This is a genomic window from Pseudoduganella violaceinigra DSM 15887 (genome assembly GCF_000425385.1).
Classification (GTDB): Bacteria; Pseudomonadota; Gammaproteobacteria; order Burkholderiales; family Burkholderiaceae_D; genus Rugamonas; species Rugamonas violaceinigra.
In genome coordinates, this window is record NZ_AUDI01000001.1 from 515954 (window position 1) to 537400 (window position 21447).

The 21447-nt window shown below is 65.1% G+C and carries 18 protein-coding genes; 4 read left to right on the top strand and 14 right to left on the bottom strand.

Annotated elements, in window-relative coordinates; genetic code table 11:
* Positions 1 to 35 precede the first annotated feature (35 nt).
* The 4 genes from ntrC to glnA form a co-directional block, all read right to left on the bottom strand.
* Positions 36 to 1532 carry a nitrogen regulation protein NR(I) gene (ntrC, locus tag H597_RS0102395; protein WP_028100711.1) on the bottom strand — a complete coding sequence of 499 codons (1497 nt, stop codon included), beginning with the start codon at positions 1530 to 1532 and terminating at the stop codon, positions 36 to 38.
* Between the two features lie 9 nt (positions 1533 to 1541).
* Positions 1542 to 2633 carry a nitrogen regulation protein NR(II) gene (gene glnL / locus H597_RS0102400; protein ID WP_028100712.1) on the bottom strand — a complete coding sequence of 364 codons (1092 nt, stop codon included), beginning with the start codon at positions 2631 to 2633 and terminating at the stop codon, positions 1542 to 1544.
* Complete coding sequence (locus H597_RS0102405) at positions 2630 to 3112, bottom strand: hypothetical protein (protein ID WP_035372870.1); 483 nt, start codon at positions 3110 to 3112, stop codon at positions 2630 to 2632. The genes glnL and H597_RS0102405 overlap by 4 nt, the downstream gene beginning before the upstream one ends.
* Before the next feature lie 97 nt (positions 3113 to 3209).
* On the bottom strand, positions 3210 to 4625 hold the full coding sequence (gene glnA / locus H597_RS0102410; protein ID WP_028100714.1) for a type I glutamate--ammonia ligase: 1416 nt from the start codon (positions 4623 to 4625) through the stop codon (positions 3210 to 3212).
* 217 nt (positions 4626 to 4842) lie between these two features.
* On the opposite strand from glnA, the gene H597_RS0102415 reads away from it, so the two are divergent.
* Positions 4843 to 5304: a rhodanese-like domain-containing protein gene (locus tag H597_RS0102415; RefSeq protein ID WP_028100715.1), complete on the top strand. Its 462-nt coding sequence runs from the start codon at positions 4843 to 4845 to the stop codon at positions 5302 to 5304.
* 47 nt (positions 5305 to 5351) lie between these two features.
* Here the strand turns inward: H597_RS0102415 and H597_RS0102420 are convergent, their stop codons facing one another.
* From H597_RS0102420 to H597_RS0102455, 8 genes are all read right to left on the bottom strand, one after another.
* Positions 5352 to 7814: a TonB-dependent receptor plug domain-containing protein gene (locus tag H597_RS0102420; RefSeq protein WP_028100716.1), complete on the bottom strand. Its 2463-nt coding sequence runs from the start codon at positions 7812 to 7814 to the stop codon at positions 5352 to 5354.
* A gap of 96 nt (positions 7815 to 7910) precedes the next feature.
* Positions 7911 to 9215, bottom strand: a complete 1305-nt coding sequence (locus H597_RS29480; RefSeq protein WP_051293472.1) for a TAXI family TRAP transporter solute-binding subunit — start codon at positions 9213 to 9215, stop codon at positions 7911 to 7913.
* 99 nt (positions 9216 to 9314) lie between these two features.
* Positions 9315 to 12524 carry a transglycosylase domain-containing protein gene (locus tag H597_RS0102430; RefSeq protein WP_028100717.1) on the bottom strand — a complete coding sequence of 1070 codons (3210 nt, stop codon included), beginning with the start codon at positions 12522 to 12524 and terminating at the stop codon, positions 9315 to 9317.
* A gap of 302 nt (positions 12525 to 12826) precedes the next feature.
* Complete coding sequence (locus tag H597_RS0102435) at positions 12827 to 13612, bottom strand: competence/damage-inducible protein A (RefSeq protein ID WP_028100718.1); 786 nt, start codon at positions 13610 to 13612, stop codon at positions 12827 to 12829.
* Positions 13597 to 14424, bottom strand: a complete 828-nt coding sequence (locus H597_RS0102440; protein WP_028100719.1) for an EI24 domain-containing protein — start codon at positions 14422 to 14424, stop codon at positions 13597 to 13599. The genes H597_RS0102435 and H597_RS0102440 overlap by 16 nt, the downstream gene beginning before the upstream one ends.
* 3 nt (positions 14425 to 14427) lie before the next feature.
* The gene (locus H597_RS0102445; RefSeq protein ID WP_028100720.1) at positions 14428 to 15393 is read right to left on the bottom strand and encodes a sterol desaturase family protein; all 966 of its coding nucleotides are present in this window, start codon (positions 15391 to 15393) and stop codon (positions 14428 to 14430) included.
* Entirely contained in the window at positions 15390 to 16160 is a 771-nt protein-coding gene (locus tag H597_RS0102450; RefSeq protein ID WP_028100721.1) for a polysaccharide deacetylase family protein, read from the bottom strand. Before H597_RS0102450 ends, H597_RS0102445 begins: the two co-directional genes overlap by 4 nt.
* Positions 16160 to 17128 (bottom strand): YVTN family beta-propeller repeat protein, encoded by a 969-nt coding sequence (locus tag H597_RS0102455; protein WP_028100722.1) that lies wholly within the window; start codon positions 17126 to 17128, stop codon positions 16160 to 16162. Before H597_RS0102455 ends, H597_RS0102450 begins: the two co-directional genes overlap by 1 nt.
* A 142-nt stretch (positions 17129 to 17270) precedes the next feature.
* Between H597_RS0102455 and H597_RS0102460 the strand changes: the two genes are divergently transcribed.
* A complete protein-coding gene (locus H597_RS0102460; protein WP_028100723.1) occupies positions 17271 to 17627 on the top strand; it encodes an FKBP-type peptidyl-prolyl cis-trans isomerase in 357 nt (118 codons plus the stop codon).
* Positions 17628 to 17648: 21 nt separating this feature from the next.
* Here the strand turns inward: H597_RS0102460 and H597_RS0102465 are convergent, their stop codons facing one another.
* The gene (locus tag H597_RS0102465; RefSeq protein ID WP_028100724.1) at positions 17649 to 18407 is read right to left on the bottom strand and encodes an anti-sigma factor; all 759 of its coding nucleotides are present in this window, start codon (positions 18405 to 18407) and stop codon (positions 17649 to 17651) included.
* Positions 18404 to 18907 (bottom strand): RNA polymerase sigma factor, encoded by a 504-nt coding sequence (locus tag H597_RS0102470; protein WP_028100725.1) that lies wholly within the window; start codon positions 18905 to 18907, stop codon positions 18404 to 18406. Before H597_RS0102470 ends, H597_RS0102465 begins: the two co-directional genes overlap by 4 nt.
* A gap of 90 nt (positions 18908 to 18997) precedes the next feature.
* Here H597_RS0102470 and H597_RS0102475 point away from each other — a divergent pair, with 90 nt between their 5' ends.
* A complete protein-coding gene (locus H597_RS0102475; protein WP_083940909.1) occupies positions 18998 to 20323 on the top strand; it encodes a S8 family serine peptidase in 1326 nt (441 codons plus the stop codon).
* Positions 20324 to 20418: 95 nt separating this feature from the next.
* On the top strand, positions 20419 to 21363 hold the full coding sequence (locus H597_RS33045) for a hypothetical protein (protein WP_051293473.1): 945 nt from the start codon (positions 20419 to 20421) through the stop codon (positions 21361 to 21363).
* Positions 21364 to 21447: the final 84 nt, after the last annotated feature.

Below are 21447 nucleotides of genomic sequence, written 5' to 3' on the forward strand. Positions count from 1 at the left end.
TTATCCAGCCCGCAGCATACCAAATGTCGGCGGCGCTAGTCGTCCTTCGCGCCGTCGATGCCGAGCTCGGCGATCTTGCGGGTGATGGTGTTGCGGCCGATGCCCAGGCGGATCGCGGCATCGTTCTTGCGCCCGTGGGTGTATTTGAGCGCGGTGCGGATCAGGGCCGACTCGAACTGGCGCCCGAGGATGTCCATCACGTCCTGCTGGCCGCTGCTCAGCATGCCCGCCGCCTGCAGTTCCAGCAGGCTGAGCCAGCCTTCCGGCGACGCGGCCAGCGCCGGCGGCGCCAGCGGCGCCACCGGTGCCACCTGGCCGTGGTGCTGGGGCATGGCGGCGTCCGCCGCCACCGGCGCGGCGGCGGGGGCCACGCTGTCCTGGCCCTGCGCCAATTCCGGCGGCAAGTCCTTCACTTCTACCGTCTGCCCCGGCGCCATCACGGTGATCCAGTTGCACAGGTTTTCCAGCTGGCGCACATTGCCCGGCAACTCCAGCTGCTGCAGGAAGGCCAGCGTCGCGTCGCTCATGCGCTTGGCTTCCACGCCCAACTGGCGCGCGCTTTGCACCAGAAAGTGGCGCACCAGGATGGGGATGTCTTCGCGCCGCTCCCGCAAACTGGGCAGGCGCAAGCGGATCACGTTCAGGCGGTGGTACAAGTCTTCGCGGAACAGGCCGTCGCGCACGCGCTGCTCCAGGTTCTGGTGGGTGGCGGTAATCACCCGCACATTGGCCTTGAGCGGCGAGTGGCCGCCGACGCGGTAGAAGTGCCCGTCCGACAGCACGCGCAGCAGGCGCGTCTGCAGGTCGAACGGCATGTCGCCGATTTCGTCCATGAACAGGGTGCCGCCTTCGGCCTGCTCGAAGCGGCCGCGGCGCGTGGTCTGGGCGCCGGTGAAGGCGCCGCGCTCATGGCCGAACAGTTCCGATTCCAGCAAGTCTTTCGGGATCGCGGCCGTGTTGATGGCGATGAAGGGCTGGACGGCGCGCGGGCTGTGCTTGTGCAGCGCGCGCGCCACCAGCTCCTTGCCGGTGCCCGACTCGCCGGTGATCAGCACCGTCACATTCGACTGCGACAGGCGGCCGATGGCGCGGAACACTTCCTGCATGGCCGGCGCCTGGCCCAGGATTTCCGGCGTATCGGCCGGCCCCGCTTCCACGCTTGCCTCGCGCAGGCTCTCGTCCAGCGCGCGGCGGATCAATTCCACCGCCTTGTCGATATCGAAAGGCTTGGCCAGGTATTCGAAGGCGCCGCCCTGGAAGGCCGAAACGGCCGAGTCCAGGTCGGAGAAGGCGGTAATGATGATCACCGGCAGGCCGGGATGGCGCTGCTTGACCAGCTGCAGCAGGTCGAGGCCGGAGGCGCCCGGCATGCGGATGTCCGACACCAGCACCTGCGGCGTCTCGTGCTCGAGCGCCGCGGCCGCGTCGCGGGCATTGGCAAAGCTGCGCGTGGCGAGGTTCTCGCGCGCCAGGGCTTTCTCCAGCACCCAGCGGATCGATTCGTCGTCGTCAACAATCCAGATTGGTTTCATTTAGTCCGATCAAGGCAAAGGCAATAAGATTCTGAAGTCCGTTTGGCCAGGCCTGCTTTCGCATTCGATCACGCCCATATGCTGCTGCACGAAGGTCTGCGCCAGCGTCAGCCCCAGGCCGCTGCCGCCATCCCGGCCCGACACCAGCGGGTAGAAGATGCGGTCGCGGATCTGGGGCGGGATGCCCGGTCCGTTATCGCTGATATGCAAATCTAATGCCAGCTGATAGCGGACCTTCGCCAGCGTCATCTGGCGCGCCACGCGCGTGCGGAAAATGATCTCGGCATCGCCGGCGGCGATGCGCGCCGCCAGCGCCTGGGCCGCGTTGTGGGCGATGTTCAGCACCGCCTGGATCAGTTGCTCCTTGTCGCCGCGAAATTCCGGCAGGGAGGCGTCGTAGTCGCGCCGGATCGCCAGCCCGAACGGGAATTCGGCCAGGATCAGGCTGCGCACCCGCTCCAGCACTTCGTGGATATTCACGTCGCCCACGATATGCGGGCGGCGGTGCGGCGCCAGCAGGCGGTCCACCAGGGTCTGCAGGCGGTCCGCTTCCTTGATGATGACCTGGGTGTATTCGCGCAGCTGGGTCAGGTGCAGCGGCGGCAGCTCCATTTCCAGCAGCTGGGCCGCGCCGCGGATGCCGCCCAGGGGGTTCTTGATTTCATGCGCCAGGTTGCGGATCAGCTCCTTATTGGCCTGGCTCTGGTCCATCAGGCGCTCTTCGCGGTCCTGCTTGACCTGCTGTACGATTTCGCGCAGTTCGATCAGCACCGTGCCGTCCGGCTCGTCCAGCGCGCTGGCGATGATGTGCACGTGCAGGGCGTCGCGCCCGGCGCGCTCCAGCACCAGCTCTTGCCGTACATCGGAGAATTTGTGTTCGCGCGCCTGCGCGATGATGTGTTCCAGTTCCAGCGGCGCCGCGAACAGGCCGCCCAGCGGCTGGCGCGCCAGGGCTTTCAGCGACGATTCCAGCAGGTTTTCGCCGGCGGCGTTGATATAGACAATATGGCCGCCGCCATCGACGAGGACGACGGCCGATGCCAGCAGGTCCAGGCCTGCCAGGGCAGCGGGCCGGGAGCTGGCAGGGCTGTCTGGGGTCATTTTATATTGGCAAGCTCGCGCTTCAGCGCTTCCACGTTCTGTTCGGTGCGCGCAATGCTGTCCTTCAGGCCAGCCACGCGCTCCTGGTATTTGCTGCCATTGCGTTCGTCGGCACGGCGTTCCGGCTCGCCGTTATTGAATTCCTTGCGCAAATCGGCCAGCTTTCGGTTTTCAGTGTTCAATTCATCGGTCAGGATGGCGCGGCGGTCGGCATCGCGGGCTTTCTGCTCGGCGCTTTCCACGCGCGGGAAATTGGCCGGCGCCACCGCCGGCGCGGATGGCGTGCCCTTGCGCGCGCCGCCCGGCGCGGGAATCGCGGTGCCCGGCAGGTCCAGCGCCTTGCAGTGCGGGCCCTTGCGCGAATCGGTCAATTCCTTTTGGCCTTCGGCGTTGACGCAGAGGTAAATTTGCTGGGCCTGTGCTGCGCCGCTCATGGCCAGCAGTGCCAGCCCTTGTAGTACGAAAATGCGAGTGTTCATGCCCCGACTATACAACATCCGAAAAAAAACGCGAGGAAAGCAGCCTGCTGACCTCGCGCTTTGTTGACTGCCAGTCAAGACCGGCAAGGCATCCCGATTACAGGGAGTAGTACATGTCGAACTCGACCGGGTGGGTGGTCTGGCGCATGCGGGTGACTTCGGTCATCTTCAGGTCGATGTAGGCATCGATCATCGAATCGGTGAACACGCCGCCGCGGGTCAGGAACTCACGGTCTTTGTTCAGGTGGTCCAGGGCTTCTTCCAGCGATGCGCAGACGGTCGGGATCAGTGCATCTTCTTCCGGCGGCAGGTGGTACAGGTCTTTCGACGCGGCTTCGCCCGGGTGGATCTTGTTCTGCACGCCGTCCAGGCCGGCCATCATCAGTGCGGCGAAGCACAGGTATGGGTTGGCCAGCGGGTCCGGGAAGCGGGTTTCGATACGGCGGCCTTTTGGATTGGCCACGTGCGGGATACGGATCGAGGCCGAACGGTTGCGTGCCGAGTAAGCCAGCTTCACTGGCGCTTCGTAGCCTGGCACCAGGCGCTTGTAGGAGTTGGTGCCTGGGTTGGTGATCGCGTTCAGTGCCTTGGCGTGCTTGATGATGCCGCCGATGTAGTACAGGGCGAAGTCGGACAGGCCGGCATAGCCGTCGCCGGCGAACAGGTTCTTGCCGTCTTTCCAGATCGACTGGTGCACGTGCATGCCCGAGCCGTTGTCGCCCACCACGGGCTTAGGCATGAAGGTGGCGGTCTTGCCGTAGGAGTGGGCCACGTTCCACACCACGTATTTCAGGTTCTGGGTCCAGTCGGCGCGCTCGACCAGGGTCGAGAACTTGGTGCCGATTTCGTTCTGGCCGGCGCCGGCCACTTCGTGGTGGTGCACTTCGACCGGGATGCCCATCGATTCCAGGATCAGGCACATTTCCGAGCGCATGTCCTGGAAGGAGTCGACTGGCGGCACCGGGAAGTAGCCGCCTTTGACGGTTGGACGGTGGCCGGAGTTGCCGCCATCGATGTCTTTGTCGGTCGACCAGGACGCTTCGTCGGAGTCGATCTTGACCATCGCGCCGGACATGTCGATCTTCCACTTCACGGAGTCGAAGATGAAGAATTCCGGCTCTGGGCCGAAGTAGGCGGTGTCGCCCAGGCCGGAGGATTTCAGGTAGGCTTCAGCGCGCTTGGCGATGGAGCGCGGGTCGCGGTCGTACCCCTTGCCGTCCGACGGTTCGATCACGTCGCACTGCATGAACAGGGTGGTTTCTTCGAAGAATGGGTCGATATTGGCGGTTGCCGGATCCGGCAGCAGGATCATGTCCGACGCTTCAATGCCTTTCCAGCCAGCGATGGAGGAGCCGTCGAAGGCGTGGCCCGATTCAAATTTGTCGATGTCGAAATGGGACACAGGCACGGTTACGTGCTGTTCCTTGCCACGGGTATCGGCGAAACGGAAGTCCACGAATTTGACTTCGTGCTCTTGTACCATCTTCAGAACGTCTGCGGCGGTCAGTGCCATTACATATCTCCTAAGTGAAAAAACTGCCGCGACCTCTTGGGTGCGGCCAACGCTGGTGGTACATTAAGCAGATATCATGCCAGCTAAATCCACCCACCCGACACAAAAAAGACGCACCATGCGGGTGCGCCTGCCATTTATCGCACCACCATGGTGCGTTTTCGCACCAATTAATGCAAATGCATCGTTGTGGTGCAGTCATCATAAAGGAAAAACCATGAGTTCCCATGCCGAAATCCTCGACCGTGCACGCAAACGCGACACTTCCCTGCCCTATGCCGGTGCAGTGACCCCGCAAGAGGCCTACGCGTTGCTCAACAGCGACCCGCATGTGCGCCTGGTGGATGTGCGCACGCATGCCGAGCGCGACTGGGTGGGACGGGTGGCGATTCCGGCCGACCAGCACCAGGCGGTGCAGTGGAATGTGTATCCGGGCGGCACCCCGAATCCTGATTTCCTGGGCCAGTTGGCCGCTGCCGTACCGGGCAAGGACACGGTGATCGTGTTCCTGTGCCGTTCCGGCGTGCGCTCGCGCCACGCGGCCAAGGCGGCCACCGAGGCCGGCTACACCCAGTGCTACGACATCCTGGAAGGCTTTGAAGGCGACAAGGACGCCAACGGCCACCGCAAGACCGTGGGCGGCTGGTGCAAGGCCGGCCTGCCCTGGGCCGGCGCCTGAAACGCAGGGCGGGTCAGACCATTGGGCCTGACCCGGGTTTACCGCTGTTAGAGCGCGTAGTTCAAGCGCGCATACACAAACCGCCCGCTGCGCCCGAACGGCGAATAATTGGAGAACGGCGCATTGCCGGTGCTATTCAGCGCAGCCGGGAACGGATCGGGATACTGGTCGAACAGGTTCTCCGCCCCCAAGGCCGCCGTCAGGCGCTGGGTGATCTTGTAACGCCCTTCGATATCGACCAGCGTCTTCGGCGTCATCCAGAAATCATCCGAAGGCGTCGTTCCGGGCGCCAGCACCTTGCCATACCGCGTCGCGCGCAGGGTACCGCTCCACGCACCGAGCGCATGGTTGACACTGGCCGTGAACTTGGTCTTCGGCGTGCCATGCTCGAACGTCAGCACATTTACCCTGGCGAACAAGGCTGGGGCCGGATTCAGGGCCTGCAGCTGCGCCGTCACCGGCACCTTGGTCACCTCGGTCTTGGTGTAGTTGCCCGCCAGGGTGAAGTCGAACTTGCCCGCCGCCGCCGCATTCCACGGATAGCTCGCCACCACATCCACGCCGCGGGTCGTGGTGTCCACCCCGTTGATGAAGAAGCGGGCGCCGACGTCGTCAAAGCCTTGCGACACCAGGTAGCTGCGCACATTCGCCTGAATCAGGTTTTCCGACAATACGATACGGTCGCGGATCTTGATCTGGAACGCATCGACCGTCAAGCTGGCCTTGCCCGCCTTGGCCACCGCACCCAGCGAGAAGTTGGTCGACTTTTCGGCGTCAAGCGGTTTGGCGCCGAGTGCAATCGCAGCCGGATCGGACGGCTTGAGCGTCATGATGTCGAACGGCACCCCGTTAATGAAATTGATCGCCGTCGAAGTAAAGTACTGCTGCTGCGGCGACGGCGCGCGGAAGCCGTTCTGCACCGAACCGCGCAAGGCGAAGTCCGGCGTGAAGTTGTAGCGTCCCGCCAGCTTGCCCGACCAGTTATTGCCAAAGTCGGTGTAATGCTCGCCGCGCACCGCCGCCGATGCCAGCAGCTTGTCCGTGATGTTCGCTTCCACGTCGGCGTATGCGGAGTATGCCTTGCGGCTGACGTCGCGCGCATCGCGCGGCTGGAAGCCCGGGAACACCTGCGAGCCCGAGGCGGTCTTGACACCGCCCAGCAACACGCCGCCGTTGCGCCACGAATCGGGCTCACCGGCATGCAGCGAATATCCCTCGCGGCGCGCTTCGGCGCCGACGGCCAGGTTCAGCGGGGACGATAATCCCACTTCAAATTGCCGCACGCCGGCAAGGTTGAAAGTCGTCTGGTCGTATTTGAAACCGCCCGCATCGAACACGGTCTTGGAGGCCGGGCCGAGCGAGCGGTTCAGCGTGTTGGCGATGGTGAAGTCCATCTCATTCTGGCCATACGACACCGAGGCATCCATATCCCATGCACCGGCGGTCCAGGCGGCGCCTAAGGCGGCGCTGAAATCCGCTACCGAGGGTTCGATGAAGGGCAGGTAGCCATTCGGATAAATCTCGATGGTGTTGGTGTTCTGCTGGGCGCGGCGGAAGAATCCGGCGCCCTTGCCATCGCGGTCCTGGTAGCTGGTCCAGCCGTACAGTTTGACGCCGCCTTGCAGGTTATAGCCGGCATTGGCGAAGAAGGTGTTCTGCTTGAGCTCAGGCTCGCCGTACCAGGCGTTGAAGCGGTCAAAGTTCGCCTCGCGCGGATCGAAAGCGCCGTTCACCGTCACGTATTGCTGACGCACGTCCCAGCCCGAACGCTCGGTATGGTCCTGGCGCTTGCGCTCCAGCGCGATGGTCAGGAAACCGTCCTCGCCCAGTTCCATGCCTTTCCACAGGCTGTAGGTGGCGGTGTTGCCGTCCTTGCGCTTGCGCGAGTCCTGCGTGCCCCACGTGGCGCCGGCCGGCGGCGTACCCGGGTTGAAGCTGTATTCGGTATCGCGGCGGCCGTAGCTGAAGCTGGCGTCCCCTCCGGTGCGGTCGCTGCGCAGGCGGATATTGACCACGCCTGCAATGGCGTCCGAACCATACTGGGCGGAGGCGCCATCACGCAACACCTCGATGCTCTTGACGATGCCGGCCGGGATGGCATTCATGTCCACCGACGCCGAGCCGCGGCCGATGGTGCCGTTCAGGTTCACCAGCGAAGATGAATGGCGGCGCTTGGAATTGACCAGGACCAGGGTCTGGTCGGGCGCCAGGCCGCGCAGCGTGGCCGGGCGGATGGTGTCGGTGCCGTCGGCCAGGCCGGGGCGCGGGAAATTCAGCGAAGGCAGGGCCACCGACAGCGCCTGGGTGATTTCCGGCACCCCGCTGTTCTTGATGGTGTCGGCGCTGATGACGTCCACCGGCGCGGTGGTATCGAGCACGGTGCGGTTCGATACGCGCGTGCCGGTCACGACGACGGTGGCGGTGTCGCCGGCGGGCGCTTCCTGGGCCCAGGCGGCATGTGCGAAAAGTGCCGCGATTGCAATTGCGAGAACCTGTTTTCTTGGTGCCATAGCTACCCCTTATCGTTAAACCAGTTTCACTCCCCGGCTTATATTTGAGGTAACAGTAAGGAACTGTCAATTAGAGGTCTCGCGGACACAACACTTTTAAGTGTTTGTACGTAGCCTTTGCCGCACAAACTCGATGTGGTTGCGCAGGCCGTAGAACTCATCGGCAAAGGAGAGCGGCACCGTCAGGCGGTTCACGCGCTCTTCGATCTGGTCCAGGCGGTGCAGCAGTTCTTCCCGCGGCTTGCCTTCATCCACGCCCTGCTCCACCGAACGCAGTTGGCCGTACCAGCGGTAGACGCGCGAGCGGATGCGCCATACATACAGCGGCGGCACCACGCGCGACAGGGGCAGCACCAGCGCACCGACCGCCAGCAGCACCACCCACAGGCGGTCGAACAGGTTGGCCAGCCAGAAGCTCATATAACGCTGCAGGAAAGGCGGCCCGTCCTTGTAGAACTTGGACGCCTCGCGCGCCACCGGAATCTCGGTGTAGCGCGGCGACGGGAACTGGCCTTGCTGCTGGAACCAGCCGGCGCCGCTATGGATGCCGCTGGCGGCCTGGATGAACAGGTCCACCAGGGCCGGATGCAGGTCTTCCCGCGCCACCAGGGTCGCGGTCGGGGCGATCAGGTGGTAGTCGCGCGCCGGCAAGTCGCGCCCCAGGTCGACGATCCCGCGCGGCAGCGTGACATGGGTCAGGAACGGCAGACGCCGCGTGTAGGCTTCGGCCTGGGTGAAGTTGAACAGCTTGATCCCCGGCGTCATCAGCAGCATCTGGATCAGCGGATCGTCGGGCGCGGCGGCGAACACCAGGGCGTCGATGCGACCTTCCAGCAGTTCCACCGTGGCGGGGGTGTTTTCCAGGTCGCTGGCCTGGATATCGTCGGCGTGCACGCCGTTCACCTGCAGCACCTGGCGGAACAGCCGCGGCACGCCGCTGCCTTCCGGGCCGAGGTTGATCTTCTTGCCTTTCAGGTGGGTCAGGCTGGTGACCGCCTTCTTGTCGCGCATGAACAGCCACAGCGGCTCGGTGAACAGGCTGCCCAGCGAAATCAGGCCGCGCCGCTCGGCTTCGGCTTCGTTGGTGGAGCCGCTTTGCACGAAGGCGATGTCGGTGTCGCCCTTGTTCAGGCGCTGCAGGTTTTCCTGCGAGCCCTGGCTTTGCTGCAGGGTGACTTGGATGCCGTGCTTGGCCATCGCCTGCGCATAGCGCTTGCCGATGTTTTCGTAGGCGCTGTTTTCCTGCCCGGTGGAGAGCTTGACCACGTGCGGCGGGGTCGGGTCGATGATCCAGTAGGCCAGCGCGCAGGCGCCGGCGATCAGCAGGATGGTGGGGGCGAAGGAGACCAGCAGGTCGCGCGGGCTGAATCGGGTGAATTTGATGAGCTTCATGGGGCGCATTGTAAACCGCTAAGGCAGTGTCCGACCCGCTGGGTCAGACACTGGTGTGCGCCCTCCTCCGGCCGCAAGACCGTTGGGGCCGGCCCCGGTTGACCGGTTTTAGCGCGCGCCGCAGGCACGCAGCGGCGCGGCAGGCACCGCCGCCGCGGTGGCCGCCGCCAGCGCCGCCGTCGCCACCGGCTGCACCCCGCCGGGCGCACTGGCCGCCATCGCGGTGACCACCGGCGCGGCCTTTTGCTGGTTCGGTTCGATCAGCGGCATCAGCGAAGGCGCCAGCACCGTCAGCAGCTGCACCGGCAAGGCTGAAGTGAAGTCGTAATTCTTCGACTCCGGCCCGTGCACATAGGCCGTCATCGAGCCGAAGAAGCGCTCGCCGATATTGAACACGAAGGTCGCCGAGCGGTTCACATAGCGCGACTCGATCAGGCGCCCGCCCGCCGCGAACACGTCGAAGCGCTGGTCGCCGGTGCCGGTCTTGCCGCCCACCGGAATGATCTGTCCGTCCGCGCCGACGAAGGCCGCCTTCACGCGCCGCGCCGTGCCGTCCGACACCACTTCGCGGATCGCATCGGCCACCGCGCGCGCCACTTCCGGCGACAGCACCTGTTCATTGCTGCTCGATTTGGTGCGCGCCACCGAGGTTTCGTACGGCGTGCCGGCGGCAAAATGCAGCGATTCGATGCGCTGGGTGGTCTTGCGCACGCCGCCGTTGATGATGATCCCCATCATCTCCGCCAGCGCCGCCGGGCGGTCGGCCGAGGCGCCCAGCGTGGTGGCGTAGGACGGCACCAGGGATTCGAAGGGGTAGCCCATCTTCTTCCACTGGCGGTGGATGCCCATGAAGGCTTCCATTTCCAGCAGGCCGGCGATGCGCTTGTCCTGCGCATGCTTGCGGTGGGTCTTGAACAGCCATTGGTAGACTTCCTGGCGCTCCTTCTCGCTGGCGGCGACCACGTCGGCCAGGGAGGCGCCTTCGTTCTGGTGCAGGTAGGCCACCAGCCACAGCTCCAGCGGGTGCACGGTGGCCAGGTAGCCGCGGTCGGCCAGGCTCCAATTGTCGATGGCGTACTGCTCGTACATCTTGGCCAGGCGGTCCTCCGGCACGTCGTTCTGCACCTTCAGGTTATCGTTGACGAACTTGTTGAACTCCGCCTGCGACGCTTTCGGGTAGACGGTACGGTGGATATTCGCCAGGCGCACCGGCGTCGGGCGGATGGTGTCGAGCAGGATGCCGTCCAGTTCCGCCGTCTTCTTGCCCTTGTATTTGGCGTAGAAGCGGTACAGGAATTCCTTGCCTTCCTTGTCGGCGAAGCGCGCCAGGTAGGCGGCGCGGCGCGGGTCGTCGGCGTCGGCCAGCACGGTCTGCGAGGAGCCCGGCATCTGGAAGGAGTAGTACTTCACCACGTCGCGCATCAGGCGCACGAACACCAGGTTGGTGGAGCGGCGCAGCGCTTCGCGCACCGTCATGATCTTGAAGTCGTCGTCCTTGCTGAAGTTGCCGAAGTAATGCAGGCCGCCGCCGGTGAAGAAGCCCTCGCCCGGGTTGGCCGAATAGGTGCGCTCCATCGCCGCCGCCAGCATGGCGGGCAGGCTGCGCTTGTCCAGCGGCGTCATGGCCAGGTATTCCATGCCCCAGGTGGTGATGCGGTCGCGCGGGTCGACGCTGATTTTCTTCAGCGCGGCCGGTTCCAGCGCGCCGTACTTCTTGTACAGCTGGTCGACGATGTCCATATACGTCACCAGGGTGCGCAGCTTGGCGGTGGAACCCAGGTCCAGCTTGGCCCCTTCATTGATGTCCAGCGGCTGGTCGTAGTTATCGGTCTGCACGCGCAGGTAGTTGGCATGTTCGCCCCGCTCCAGCAGGGTGAAGCTGTACACCACATTGGCCGGGTCGCCGTTGCCCAGCATGCCCTTGCCGGTCAGGCCGGCCTGGACCGCGGTGTCCGGGTCGCGCAGCTGGCGCAGCATGGCGGTCACGGTCTTCTGGGTGTCCGCGTCCAGCGTGGTGTTCACCGACAGGTCCAGGCGGTCCAGGTTGTACATGCGGTTGTCGCCCAGCAGGTTGGCCAGGTGCACGCGCACGGCGTTGGAGGCCTTCTTGGTCACATACGACATCGGCGGCGCGGCCTGCAGGCCGCTGCCCTTGGCCGGGTGCAGTTTTTCCTTCAGCGCGGCGTCGCGCAGCTGAGGCGTGATGATGCCGGCGCCGGCCAGCAAGCGCAGGTGGCTGTTGGCCAGCACTTCCAGGTCTTCATCGCCTTCGCCCAGGTAGTAGCTGGGGCGGCGCTGGGCGATCAGCAGCGACAGCGCCTCCTTGAAGGCCAGGGCGCTGCCCGGCTGGTCCATCTTGCCGCCCAGCAGACGCTGCACTTCATCAAAGTCGCGGCCGTACCAGACCCACATGCCATCGCCCACGCCGTTCACTTCGCCGTAGCCGGGTTTGGCCGACAGCGGCACGGTGTTCAGGTAGTCGACCACGATCTGGTGGCGCACCTTGGTGGTGTCCTCGCCCTGCTGGTAGGCGCGCAGCGAGGCCGACACCATCTGCTGCAGCTTGTCCTTCATCGAACCGGTGCGCCCTTCCGGCGAATGGCGGTATTTCTCGATCTGGGTGGCCAGGGTCGAGCCGCCCGCCGCGCGGTGGCCGCCGGCGCCCACGGCGCTCATGGTCTTTTCCAGGATGGCCTTGGACAGGCGGTCCCATTCCACGGCCGGATTGCGTTTCGGGTATTTATCGTCCAGCAGTTCGCGGTTCTCGATGAACAGCAGGCTTTGCACCAGGGCCGCCGGCGCCTGCTGGAAGCTGCCATACACGCGCTCCGGATAGCTGGCGGTAAACAGCGGCTGCTCGCGGCAGTCGAAGATCGACAGGCCGGTGCGGGTCTTTTCGCGGTAGGTCGCGAACACCCCCATATCGGCCAGCTCCACCATTTTCGGCGAGAAGCGCGCCTGCGACGTGACGTCGTAATCGCGCGCCTTCAGCTTGTCCAGGTAGTCGGGCAGGTTGGCGTAGCCGAGGCGCTCGTCGTAGGGGCTGTCGTGCGGGAAGCGGATCGACTTGCTGAGGCCCGGCTCGACCTTGTACGTCAGCTTGCCGACCAGGTCGGTGAACACGCGCGCCTGCATGGTCGACGTGCGCGTTTCGTGATAGCCCCAGACGGCGGCGACCGTCAGCAGCACCAGGATCAGTAACAGGAGCGCGTTGCGCAAGCGCGAACCTTTTTTCGGCTTCGACGGCGGCGGCAGTGCCGGCGCGGTCGGCGCGGTCGGTTCGTAGGAGGATGATTCTTTATCTTGATGGGAAGGCATAGGAACCGAACGCAAACGCCGCCTGCTGCCGCCATATCCAATCGCTGCCACACCGGCGCGCATCTTGCGCACCGCACGGACGACAACTCGGGGCCGGCGAAAACGACGGTTGCTTGTCATAGTGATCAAACCGGACAGTACACGCAGAGTATTTCTGCTTGATTACCATTGCACCACAACGGCGTGCAGTGCACGGGGCAACTCGCAAAATATTTAAACTTGACGTAACACTTTCGCAAAAAAACAACGGCGCAAATGCGCGCCGTTACAAGAGCCGTTAACACCCTTTTCACACTGTTGAATCAGGGCTTCGCGTACTCCACATTCAGGGCATCGAGTTCGCGGCACATGTGGGTGAATGCAGCGTGGCACTGGGCCGGATCGCCTTTCACACCAAGCTCGATATGGCGCCGGGTCTGCGCGTCGCCCACGCTGGGCAGACTGAACACCTTGATGCGCGGCCAGGCTGCTTCCAGCGCCAGCATCAGCGGCGTCAGTGCGGCTTCGGCCGCCTCGAACACTAACACCGATTGCTCGGCGCGGGGCTCACGATTGAACAAGTCGGTGTAGTGCGTATCGAGCACCCATTCGATCATCGGCCAGGCCATCACCGGGAAGCCGGGCACGAAATAATGCGTGCCATACGCGAATCCGGCCACGCTGTTATACGGATTTGGAATCAGCGCCGCGCCTTGCGGGAATTCGGCCATCTGCAGGCGCTGCAGGTTTTCCGCCGAATCCAGGTCGGCCACTTCGCCTTTTTCCGCCGCCACCTGGCGCACGCGCTGCTGGATGCTCTCCCTGGCGCCCTCGTGCATCACCAGCGGCAGGCCAAGCGCCGCGGCGGCCGACTGGCGGGTGTGGTCGTCCGGGGTGGCGCCGATGCCGCCGCAGGAGAACACGATATCGCCGCTGGCAAAGGTGCGCTTGAGTGTGGCGGTGATCCGCTCGCGGTCGTCGCCGACAAACTCGGCCCAGCCCAGTTGCAGGCCGCGCGCCGTCAATAGTTGCACCACTTTGGGGAAATGCTGGTCGACCCGTTTCCCGGACAGGATTTCGTCGCCGATGATGATCAATCCGATACGCATATGCTTTCCTCGAAAGGCGCGTGGCGCAATTGCGCCAGCGCTTGCAGGCAATAATACTCAAACCACAGGCCGGTGAAGATGAAAATCACGATATACACCCACAGCGACGCGGCCAGCAGGATGGGGAAGAAGGCAATCGCCGCGGCGGCGCCGACCGCCCACACCAGGGCCGGCAGCGAGCCGGCCAGGCCGGACACGACGCCGATCGCCATCAGCTGCCAGCGGTGTTCGCGCTGCAGCCTGGCCAGTTCCTCGGCGCTGGCGTAATCGGCCAGCGCGTCGTAGCTCATCACGCGGCTGGTGAGCCAGCCCCACAGCAGCACCGTGGCCAGGCCGGCCAGCGGCGGGAAAATATAGGTCGGCAGGATGCACAGCCAGGCCACCACAAAGATGCCGAAGGCGCCCAGCGCCTTGACCACGCCGCCCAGGATGGAGCCGCCCTGCTTTTTTTCCAGCTGCGCGAAATGGCGGCCGCCGACATGGCGCACGATGAAGGGCATGGCGGCCACGCCGATGAAGACCATGGCCGTGACGATCATCAGCGGCAACAGCAGGAGCAGCGCGAACAGCGGCACCACGATCGAGCGCAGGCCGCCCAGGCCGAGCGAAATCAGCCAGCTGCTGGTGACGCGGTACATCTCGAATTCGATGAAGTAGCCTTGCAGCCAGTCCATCAGCGGCTGCAGGCCGAAGGACAGCAGCAGCGCCCACAGCGCGACCGACAGGATGAAGGGAAGAATACTCAGCAATAAAATCTTGCCGTGAAATTGGGACAGGAGGGCCCTGCCGTAAGCATTGATTACTGCGCGCATGAATTAACCCGGTTTCTTTCTCATATATTCGACCATGCGCTTCAGGCCCAGCCATTGCTGGGACCAGAAGCCGCGGCCATAGTCGCGGCCCGCCAGCTGGTCGCGCACGCCGGTCGCTTCGAAGCGGGGCGTGAAATTGGCGGTGCGGAAAATAATGTCCCAAATTGGGAACAGGACGGCGAAATTGCAACCGCCCAGCGTGCCCTGCCCCTTCGATTCATGCCCGACGCCGATGGCGTGGTGCATGCGATGGTAGCGGGGCGACACCAGCAGCCGTTCGCCGATGCGGCCGAAGTGTATACGAACATTGGCGTGCTGCAGGCTTTGCACGATGCGCGACAGCGACACCAGCAGGATGTACTGGCCCGGCGGCACCCCGATCGCCAGCGCCAGCACCGCCATCACGATGTCGCGCAGCAGGTCGTCCAGCAGGTGGTTGCGGTCGTCGCTCCACAGGTTCATGTTCTGCTGGCTATGGTGCAGGCTGTGCAGGCCCCACCACCAGTTGAATTTGTGCTGGGCGCGGTGGAACCAGTAGTCGGCGAAGTCCAGCACCAGCAGGTAGATGGCGAAACTGGCCAGCGGCGGCATGTCGGGGACCAGGTTTTCCAGGTTGAAGGGCTGCACGCCTTCCATGTGCAGGGCGCCGGAAATGGCGTCCATGACCGGATCGAGGGTGAAGAACAGCACCAGGGGCACCAGGCCGACGCGGTGGATCACGGTGTAGATGAAGTCGTTCCAGCGGGCGCGCCGGTCGGTGAAGCGGTGCACCGGGATGGCCGCTTCCAGCGGGCGCAGCACGAGGAAGATCAGCAACAGCTCGGCCATGCCGATCAGCAGCCATTCCGTGCCCTCAAAGGCCTCCTCGGTGATATCGCCCATGCCGGTGAAATAGATGACCGGCTGGATGGCGTTCTCGAATAGCCAACCCTGGGCCTGGCCCAGCAGGTCGATGAAAAATTGAATCATTTGCGGTAGTCCGGGTGTTCTCGCAGGGTGGCGAAGCAGAAGCCTTTCTGCTTCAAGCCCTCAATCAGTGGTTCCAGGTTGGCGGGGGCCCAGGGGTCCTTGCGCGACCAGATCCCCATATGCGCCATGAAAATGTCGCCGTCGCGCAGGCCGTCCAGCGCGCCTTGCAGCAGGGCGGCATTGGACGCGCGCTCCACCGGCAGCTCGTCGCCCGAGAAGCCGGCCGGCAGCGCCCATGCCGCGTGCTGGTAGCCGCAGGCCTTGCCCGCCGCCAGCGTGCGGGCGCTGGTCTTGCCACCCGGCGCGCGCCAGAAGGGGTCGAGCGGCTTGCCGGTCAGCTCCCTGAAGCGGGTGTCCACGCGGCGCAGCTCGTCGCAATACTGCTGCGGCGTCCAGTCCTGCGTCTTGCCGGCATGGGCGCCGAACTGCGGCTTGACGGCGATCCTGCCGTTGGCGGCGTCGCGCACGAAATACGTATGGTCGAAGGTATGGCTGCCGAAAGCGTGCCCCTCGGCCACGCGGGCACGCCAATAGGCTTGCCACGACGGGTCCAGGCTGTAGTCGCCCTTGACGGTCTTTTCGTTGGCCAGGAAGAAGGTGGCCTTGACCTGCTGCCGCGCCAGCACGGCGGCGATCAGTTCCGCCTGCGACTGGCTGCCGGTGTCAAACGTCAGGTAGACCGTGCCGCGGCACTGCGGCGGCGGCGCCGCCACCGCAGCGGTGGCCGCCGCAGCGGCCAGCACCAGCACGCACGCCCCGCGCCGCATTACATCCTCGCGGAAGAATTGGCGAAGAAGACGCCGTGCGGCGAGCGGCCGACCGGGATCAGCTTGACCACTTTGCGCGACGGCAGGTCGATCACCGCCACTTTCTTGATCCAGCGCAGCGTGACCCACATGGTTTTGCGGTCGGCCGTGATTTCCATGCAATCCGGGCCGCCCGGCACGTCGATGGTGCCGACATTTTCCAGCGTCTTCTGGTCGATGATATTGATGGTGTTGGAGACCCGGTTCGACACATAGGTGTAGCGGCCGTCGCCCAGCGCACGGAAATTGTGGGTGCCGGCGCCGGCCTTGATGCGCTTGACGGTGCTGCGGGTGCGCCAGTCAATCACCTCGACATAGTCGCTGCCCATGATGCCGACCAGCAGGTATTTATCGTCCGGCGTCATGGCGATCCCCGCCGGCAGCTTGCCGACCGGGATGGTCCACAGCACGTTCTGCGTCTTCAAGTCGATGGCGCTGACCTGGTCGCTGCCCTGCTGGGTCACGAACACCGTGCTGCTTTTGGCGTCGAAGGCGACGTGGCTGGGCAGTTTTGGCAGCGGGATGCGCTTGGCCAGGGTCATTTCCTTGCCGTTATACGAATAGATATCGAGCCGGTGCAGGCGCAGCGAGGTCGCCACGAACCATTTCTGGTCCGGCGAAAAGCCGATCTGGTAGGGGTCGAGGATATCCTTGACGTGGCGCTGCACCTGGCCGGAGACCGGGTCGAGGAACAGCAGTTCATTGCCCACGGCGCTGGCGACAATCAGCGACTTGTTATCGGGGGTGGCCATCAGGTGGTGGGGTTCTTTGCCCACCGGGAAGGTTTGCAGGCTTTTGTAGCTCTCCTGGTCCAGCAACTGGACCGTGGCGTCGCGCGAATTGAGCACGACAACAACGTTTGCCTGGGCAGACTGCACGCCTGCCAGCAAACCAAACAATACTACTGCGCTACGGATACTGCGGAACATGAAAACTCGCTTATTGGTTAAGCCAACCAGTATTTTACGGTCAAACCACTTGTATTCAGTTAATGCCGACAACATTTAGGGGATATCCTCCTGAGATGCACTACAATCGCGGCCTAAATCCCTCATTCATAAGGACTGACCCATGACTATCACCACCACCGCCTCCGGCCTGCAATACGACGAGATCCAGGTTGGCGAAGGCGCCGAAGCCAAGGCCGGCCAGAACGTCACCGTGCATTACACCGGCTGGCTGCGCAACGACGACGGCAGCAAGGGCCCGAAATTCGATTCCTCCAAGGACCGCAACGACCCGTTCGAATTCGCGCTGGGCGCCGGCATGGTAATCCGCGGCTGGGATGAAGGCGTGCAAGGCATGAAAGTGGGCGGCACCCGCCAGCTGATCATCCCTGCCGACCTGGGCTACGGCTCGCGCGGCGCCGGCGGCGTGATCCCGCCGAACGCCACCCTGATTTTCGACGTGGAACTGCTGGGCGTTTAATTCCCCTTTCGCGACAGGGGCTTAGCGCTGCCACTTGCGCTGCACCGCCTCCTGCTCCGCTTTCGCATCGAGCGGCTGGCCGGCAATGCGCTGGTCAACCGCATCCTGCACCGGCGCCGGCATCTCGGCCGCCGCCTGCCGGTATTCCCCCTGCTGCCCCCTGCCCTGGCCCTGCACCGCCAGCTGCACCTTCCATGCGCCGCCCTGCTTGCAGGCCAGGCCCGACATATCCTGGGCCGTCATGAAGCTGCGGCAGTAGCTGTTATCCTGAGCCAGGAAGCTGCTGACGATGCGCACCGGCCCGCCGCTGCCGCCCAGTTGCTGTTCCAGCGCTGCCGCCAGGCGGCCCTGCGCCACCAGCACACCGTCGCGGCTGGCGACCGTTTCGCCCTGCTCGGCAGGCAGCATGCCAAGGCCGTAATGTCCGGCCATCACGCCCAGCATCAGCATCGCCGCCAGCGCGCCCCATTCCGGCCATGACCAGCGTCGGCCGCGGCTGGCCTTGCGTGCCGCCTGCTGTTCCGCCTCGCGCCGGGCGCGCACGGAATCCAGGCTGACCACGGTGGCCTGGCGCAGCGGCTGCGCCAGCCTCGGCGGCACCGCCTCCTCCGCCACCGGCGCGTAGGCGGCAAAGATGTCGTTGCGCATCAATTTATGCTGGGCCACGCGGTGCGCCAGCGCGGCGTCCTTGCGCATGGCTTCCTCCAGCGCATGGCGGGTGGCCTGGTCCAGTTCACCGTCGGCGTAAGCCATCAGGATTTCGTCGGAAAAACTCTTCATACGGTCCTCGCTTGATCCGATAACAGTTCTTGCAGCGCGCCCCGGGCGCGCGCCAGCCGGCTGGTCAGGGTGCCGACCGGAATATCCAGCACCTCGGCAGCCTCTTTATACGGCAAGCCTTCCACCAGCACCAGGCCGACCACCAGACGGTGCTCTTCGCTCAGGAGGCTGACCGCTTTTTGCACCGCCATGCGCTGCTGGTGGGCTTCGGCAAAGTCGTCGCCCACATGCGCCCCCTCCTCTTCCGGCGCGAACAGGTCGCTGCGGCGGGAGCGGGCGCGCACTTCGTCGATCCAGGCATTCTTGATGATGCGGAACAGCCAGCTGTCCAGGCGGGTACCGGCCTGGTAGGAGCTGCTGTGCACGATAGCGCGCTCCACGGAGAGCTGGACCAGGTCGTCCGCATCCTCGCGGTGCCAGGCCAGCGTACGGGCAAAGCGCCGCAGTCGCGGCAGCAGTGTGGCGATTTCGTCGTGCAGGGCTGTATCGTTGTCCATCATAGGGTGGATAACGAACGGGGTGGGGATTTTATTCCCACTGTCCATCGTTAATACAGAATAGATACCGATTGCCTATATTATCATCCGACCATGCCAAGCCTGCGCCCTTCTCATCCCCTGTTGCATCCTTGCCGCTGCCTGCTGCTTGCCCTCGGTCTGCTGGCCGGCGCCGGACCGGCGGCGGCGCAAATCGGCCTGCCGCAGCTGCCCGGCGGCCTGCCCGCGCGCCTGGGGGACAGCGGCATGCTGCGCGACAGGCTGCGTGAGCGGCTGCTGGATACCGCCGAACTGCCCGGCAAGCTCCCCCTCGATCAGCTGCGCCAGGCCGCCATCGGCGATTTGATGCAGCGGCACCGCGCGCAGCTGGAAGCGGATCCCTCCGGCTTGCCGATCGTACGGCGCGAGATCCTGGCCTGGTCGCCGTCCGCCGCCGGCCTTGCCGCGGCAGCCGCCGCCGGGCTGGAAGTAGCCAGCCGGCGGGAGATGGCCGAAATCGGGCAGGTGCTACTGGCATTACGGGTACCGGAAGGCGTCGCCACAGCCGACGCGCTGGCCGCCTTGCGCGCGGCCGATCCGGACGGCGTCTACGATTTCAACCACGTCTATACAGGCGCTGCGGCCGGCGGGTCCGGCGCGGCCGCCATGCCCGCCGCCGGCACAGGGGCCGGCGGGGGCGGACGCATCGGCCTGGTCGACAGCGGGGTCGATGAACGGCATGAAGTATTCCGGGAAGCCCGCATCGTACACTGGGGATGCGACGGCGCCGCCATGCCGGCGCCGCACGGCACGGCGGTCGCCGCGCTGATGGTCGGCAGGTCCGGGCGCTTCAGCGGCGCCGCGCCTGGCGCCACGCTGTACGCAGCCGACATCTATTGCGACCAGCCCACCGGAGGATCGGCCAGCCAGATCGTGCAGGCGCTGGCCTGGCTGGCGAAGGAACAGGTGGGCGTCATCAATATCAGCCTGGTCGGCCCGCCCAACCAGATGCTGGGCCGCGCCGTGCAGGCCATGCTGGCGCGCGGCCACCTGCTGGTGGCGGCGGTCGGCAATGACGGTCCTGCGGCGCCGCCGCTATATCCGGCCAGCTATCCCGGAGTGGTCGGCGTCACCGGCGTCGATCCCAAGCGCCGCCCCCTGCCGGAAGCTGCGCGCGGTCCGCAAGTGATGTTCGCCGCGCCGGGCAGCCAGATGGCAGCAGCGGCTATCGGCAGCCCGCCCTATAAGCTGGTGCGCGGAACGAGTTTCGCCGCACCGCTGGTGGCGGCGCTGCTGGCGCCCAAACTGCCCTCGCCGTCCGTGGCGCAGGCCGCGCAAGCCTTGTCCTGGCTGACCGCCGCCGCCACGCCAGGCGGCGAAGGAACCGGCCGTGGGCTGGTCGGCGAAAACCTGCGCGTCGCGCCGTCCGCATTCCGCTGAAAAATATTTTTCGAGGGATGGAAGAAATCCCGAATCCCACTCGTTCTCTGTATGAAAGCGGCGGATTTCCCGCGGCCAGACTAAGGAGAACTGACATGAAAACCAATATCGCAACCATCATCCGCGCTGCCTTGATCACTGCCGCCAGCGCCGCCTCCATCGCCCAGGCCGGTCCGCTCGGCGGTGCGCTGGGCGGCAATATCGGCGGCGCGCTCGGGGGCAATATGGGCGCCATGCGCGGCGGGATGGCTGGCGGCATGGCTGGCAACGTGACCGGCAGCACCATGCGCGGCAGCCGTGCCGGCGCCGATATCGCCGGCACGGCTGCAGGCAATGCCGGCGCAAGCGCTTCGCCTGCGGCCGCGCTGGATTCCGCCGCAAGCAGCGCCGCCCAGCAGGGCATGCAGGCGAACGGCGCGGCAAGTGGCGCGGCCGGCCTGGCCGGCAACCTGGCGCATGGCGCAGGAGCTGCCGGCGGCAATGCCGATGGTGCCGCCCATGGCGCAGCGGGCAGCCTGGCCGGCGGTGCCAACGGCGCCGCGAATGCTGCAGTCAATCGTGCCGAAAGCGGCATCGCGGGCAGCGCGGACGGAGCGTCCGCCCTCGATGGCAAGGTGGCGCGCCACGCTGCCGCAGCAGCCCGCAGCGCGCAAGGCACGGCAAACGGAGCACCAGGCGGTGTGGCAAATAGTGCCGCGACGGGCGGCGAACAATCCGGTTCGGCCGCTGGAAAAGCCAATGGCGCGTCCGGGCTGGGCGCCAGCCTGGCGCGCGGCACGAACGCCGTCGACCTCGGTGCGGACGGCGCGTCGGGCGGCTCCGCCAATGCATCGGCCAACCGTTCCGGTGCCAGCGGCGCGGCGCACGGCAAGGCAAACGGCACGGCCAGCGGTTCCGCATCCGGGGGCAAGGCGCCCCGCAGCGACGGCCAATCGGCCTCGCAGCCGGCGCCGAAAAGCGCCTCCGCAAACGCCAGCATGAACGCCGGTTTCAACGTCCAGGCAGGAAAAAACGCCGCCGTTGAAGGCTCCGCGCAGTGACGTTACGACTTGGGACGGAGCGTCGCAAAAGCTTAAACTATTCAAGCTTCCGCCAAAAATCCGCCCCAATTTCGTGGCGAGCCA

Excerpts from the sequence above, each read along its gene's own strand:
- glnL (WP_028100712.1), bottom strand. The coding sequence starts at position 2,633 with ATGACCCCAGACAGCCCTGCCAGCTCCCGGCCCGCTGCCCTGGCAGGC.
- H597_RS0102440 (WP_028100719.1), bottom strand. The coding sequence starts at position 14,424 with ATGCGCGCAGTAATCAATGCTTACGGCAGGGCCCTCCTGTCCCAATTT.
- H597_RS0102475 (WP_083940909.1), top strand. The coding sequence starts at position 18,998 with ATGCCAAGCCTGCGCCCTTCTCATCCCCTGTTGCATCCTTGCCGCTGC.
- H597_RS0102430 (WP_028100717.1), bottom strand. The coding sequence starts at position 12,524 with ATGCCTTCCCATCAAGATAAAGAATCATCCTCCTACGAACCGACCGCG.
- H597_RS0102470 (WP_028100725.1), bottom strand. The coding sequence starts at position 18,907 with ATGATGGACAACGATACAGCCCTGCACGACGAAATCGCCACACTGCTG.
- glnA (WP_028100714.1), bottom strand. The coding sequence starts at position 4,625 with ATGGCACTGACCGCCGCAGACGTTCTGAAGATGGTACAAGAGCACGAA.
- H597_RS0102405 (WP_035372870.1), bottom strand. The coding sequence starts at position 3,112 with ATGAACACTCGCATTTTCGTACTACAAGGGCTGGCACTGCTGGCCATG.
- H597_RS33045 (WP_051293473.1), top strand. The coding sequence starts at position 20,419 with ATGAAAACCAATATCGCAACCATCATCCGCGCTGCCTTGATCACTGCC.
- H597_RS0102415 (WP_028100715.1), top strand. The coding sequence starts at position 4,843 with ATGAGTTCCCATGCCGAAATCCTCGACCGTGCACGCAAACGCGACACT.
- H597_RS0102435 (WP_028100718.1), bottom strand. The coding sequence starts at position 13,612 with ATGCGTATCGGATTGATCATCATCGGCGACGAAATCCTGTCCGGGAAA.
- H597_RS0102455 (WP_028100722.1), bottom strand. The coding sequence starts at position 17,128 with ATGTTCCGCAGTATCCGTAGCGCAGTAGTATTGTTTGGTTTGCTGGCA.
- H597_RS0102445 (WP_028100720.1), bottom strand. The coding sequence starts at position 15,393 with ATGATTCAATTTTTCATCGACCTGCTGGGCCAGGCCCAGGGTTGGCTA.
- H597_RS0102420 (WP_028100716.1), bottom strand. The coding sequence starts at position 7,814 with ATGGCACCAAGAAAACAGGTTCTCGCAATTGCAATCGCGGCACTTTTC.
- H597_RS0102460 (WP_028100723.1), top strand. The coding sequence starts at position 17,271 with ATGACTATCACCACCACCGCCTCCGGCCTGCAATACGACGAGATCCAG.
- ntrC (WP_028100711.1), bottom strand. The coding sequence starts at position 1,532 with ATGAAACCAATCTGGATTGTTGACGACGACGAATCGATCCGCTGGGTG.
- H597_RS0102465 (WP_028100724.1), bottom strand. The coding sequence starts at position 18,407 with ATGAAGAGTTTTTCCGACGAAATCCTGATGGCTTACGCCGACGGTGAA.
- H597_RS0102450 (WP_028100721.1), bottom strand. The coding sequence starts at position 16,160 with ATGCGGCGCGGGGCGTGCGTGCTGGTGCTGGCCGCTGCGGCGGCCACC.
- H597_RS29480 (WP_051293472.1), bottom strand. The coding sequence starts at position 9,215 with ATGCGCCCCATGAAGCTCATCAAATTCACCCGATTCAGCCCGCGCGAC.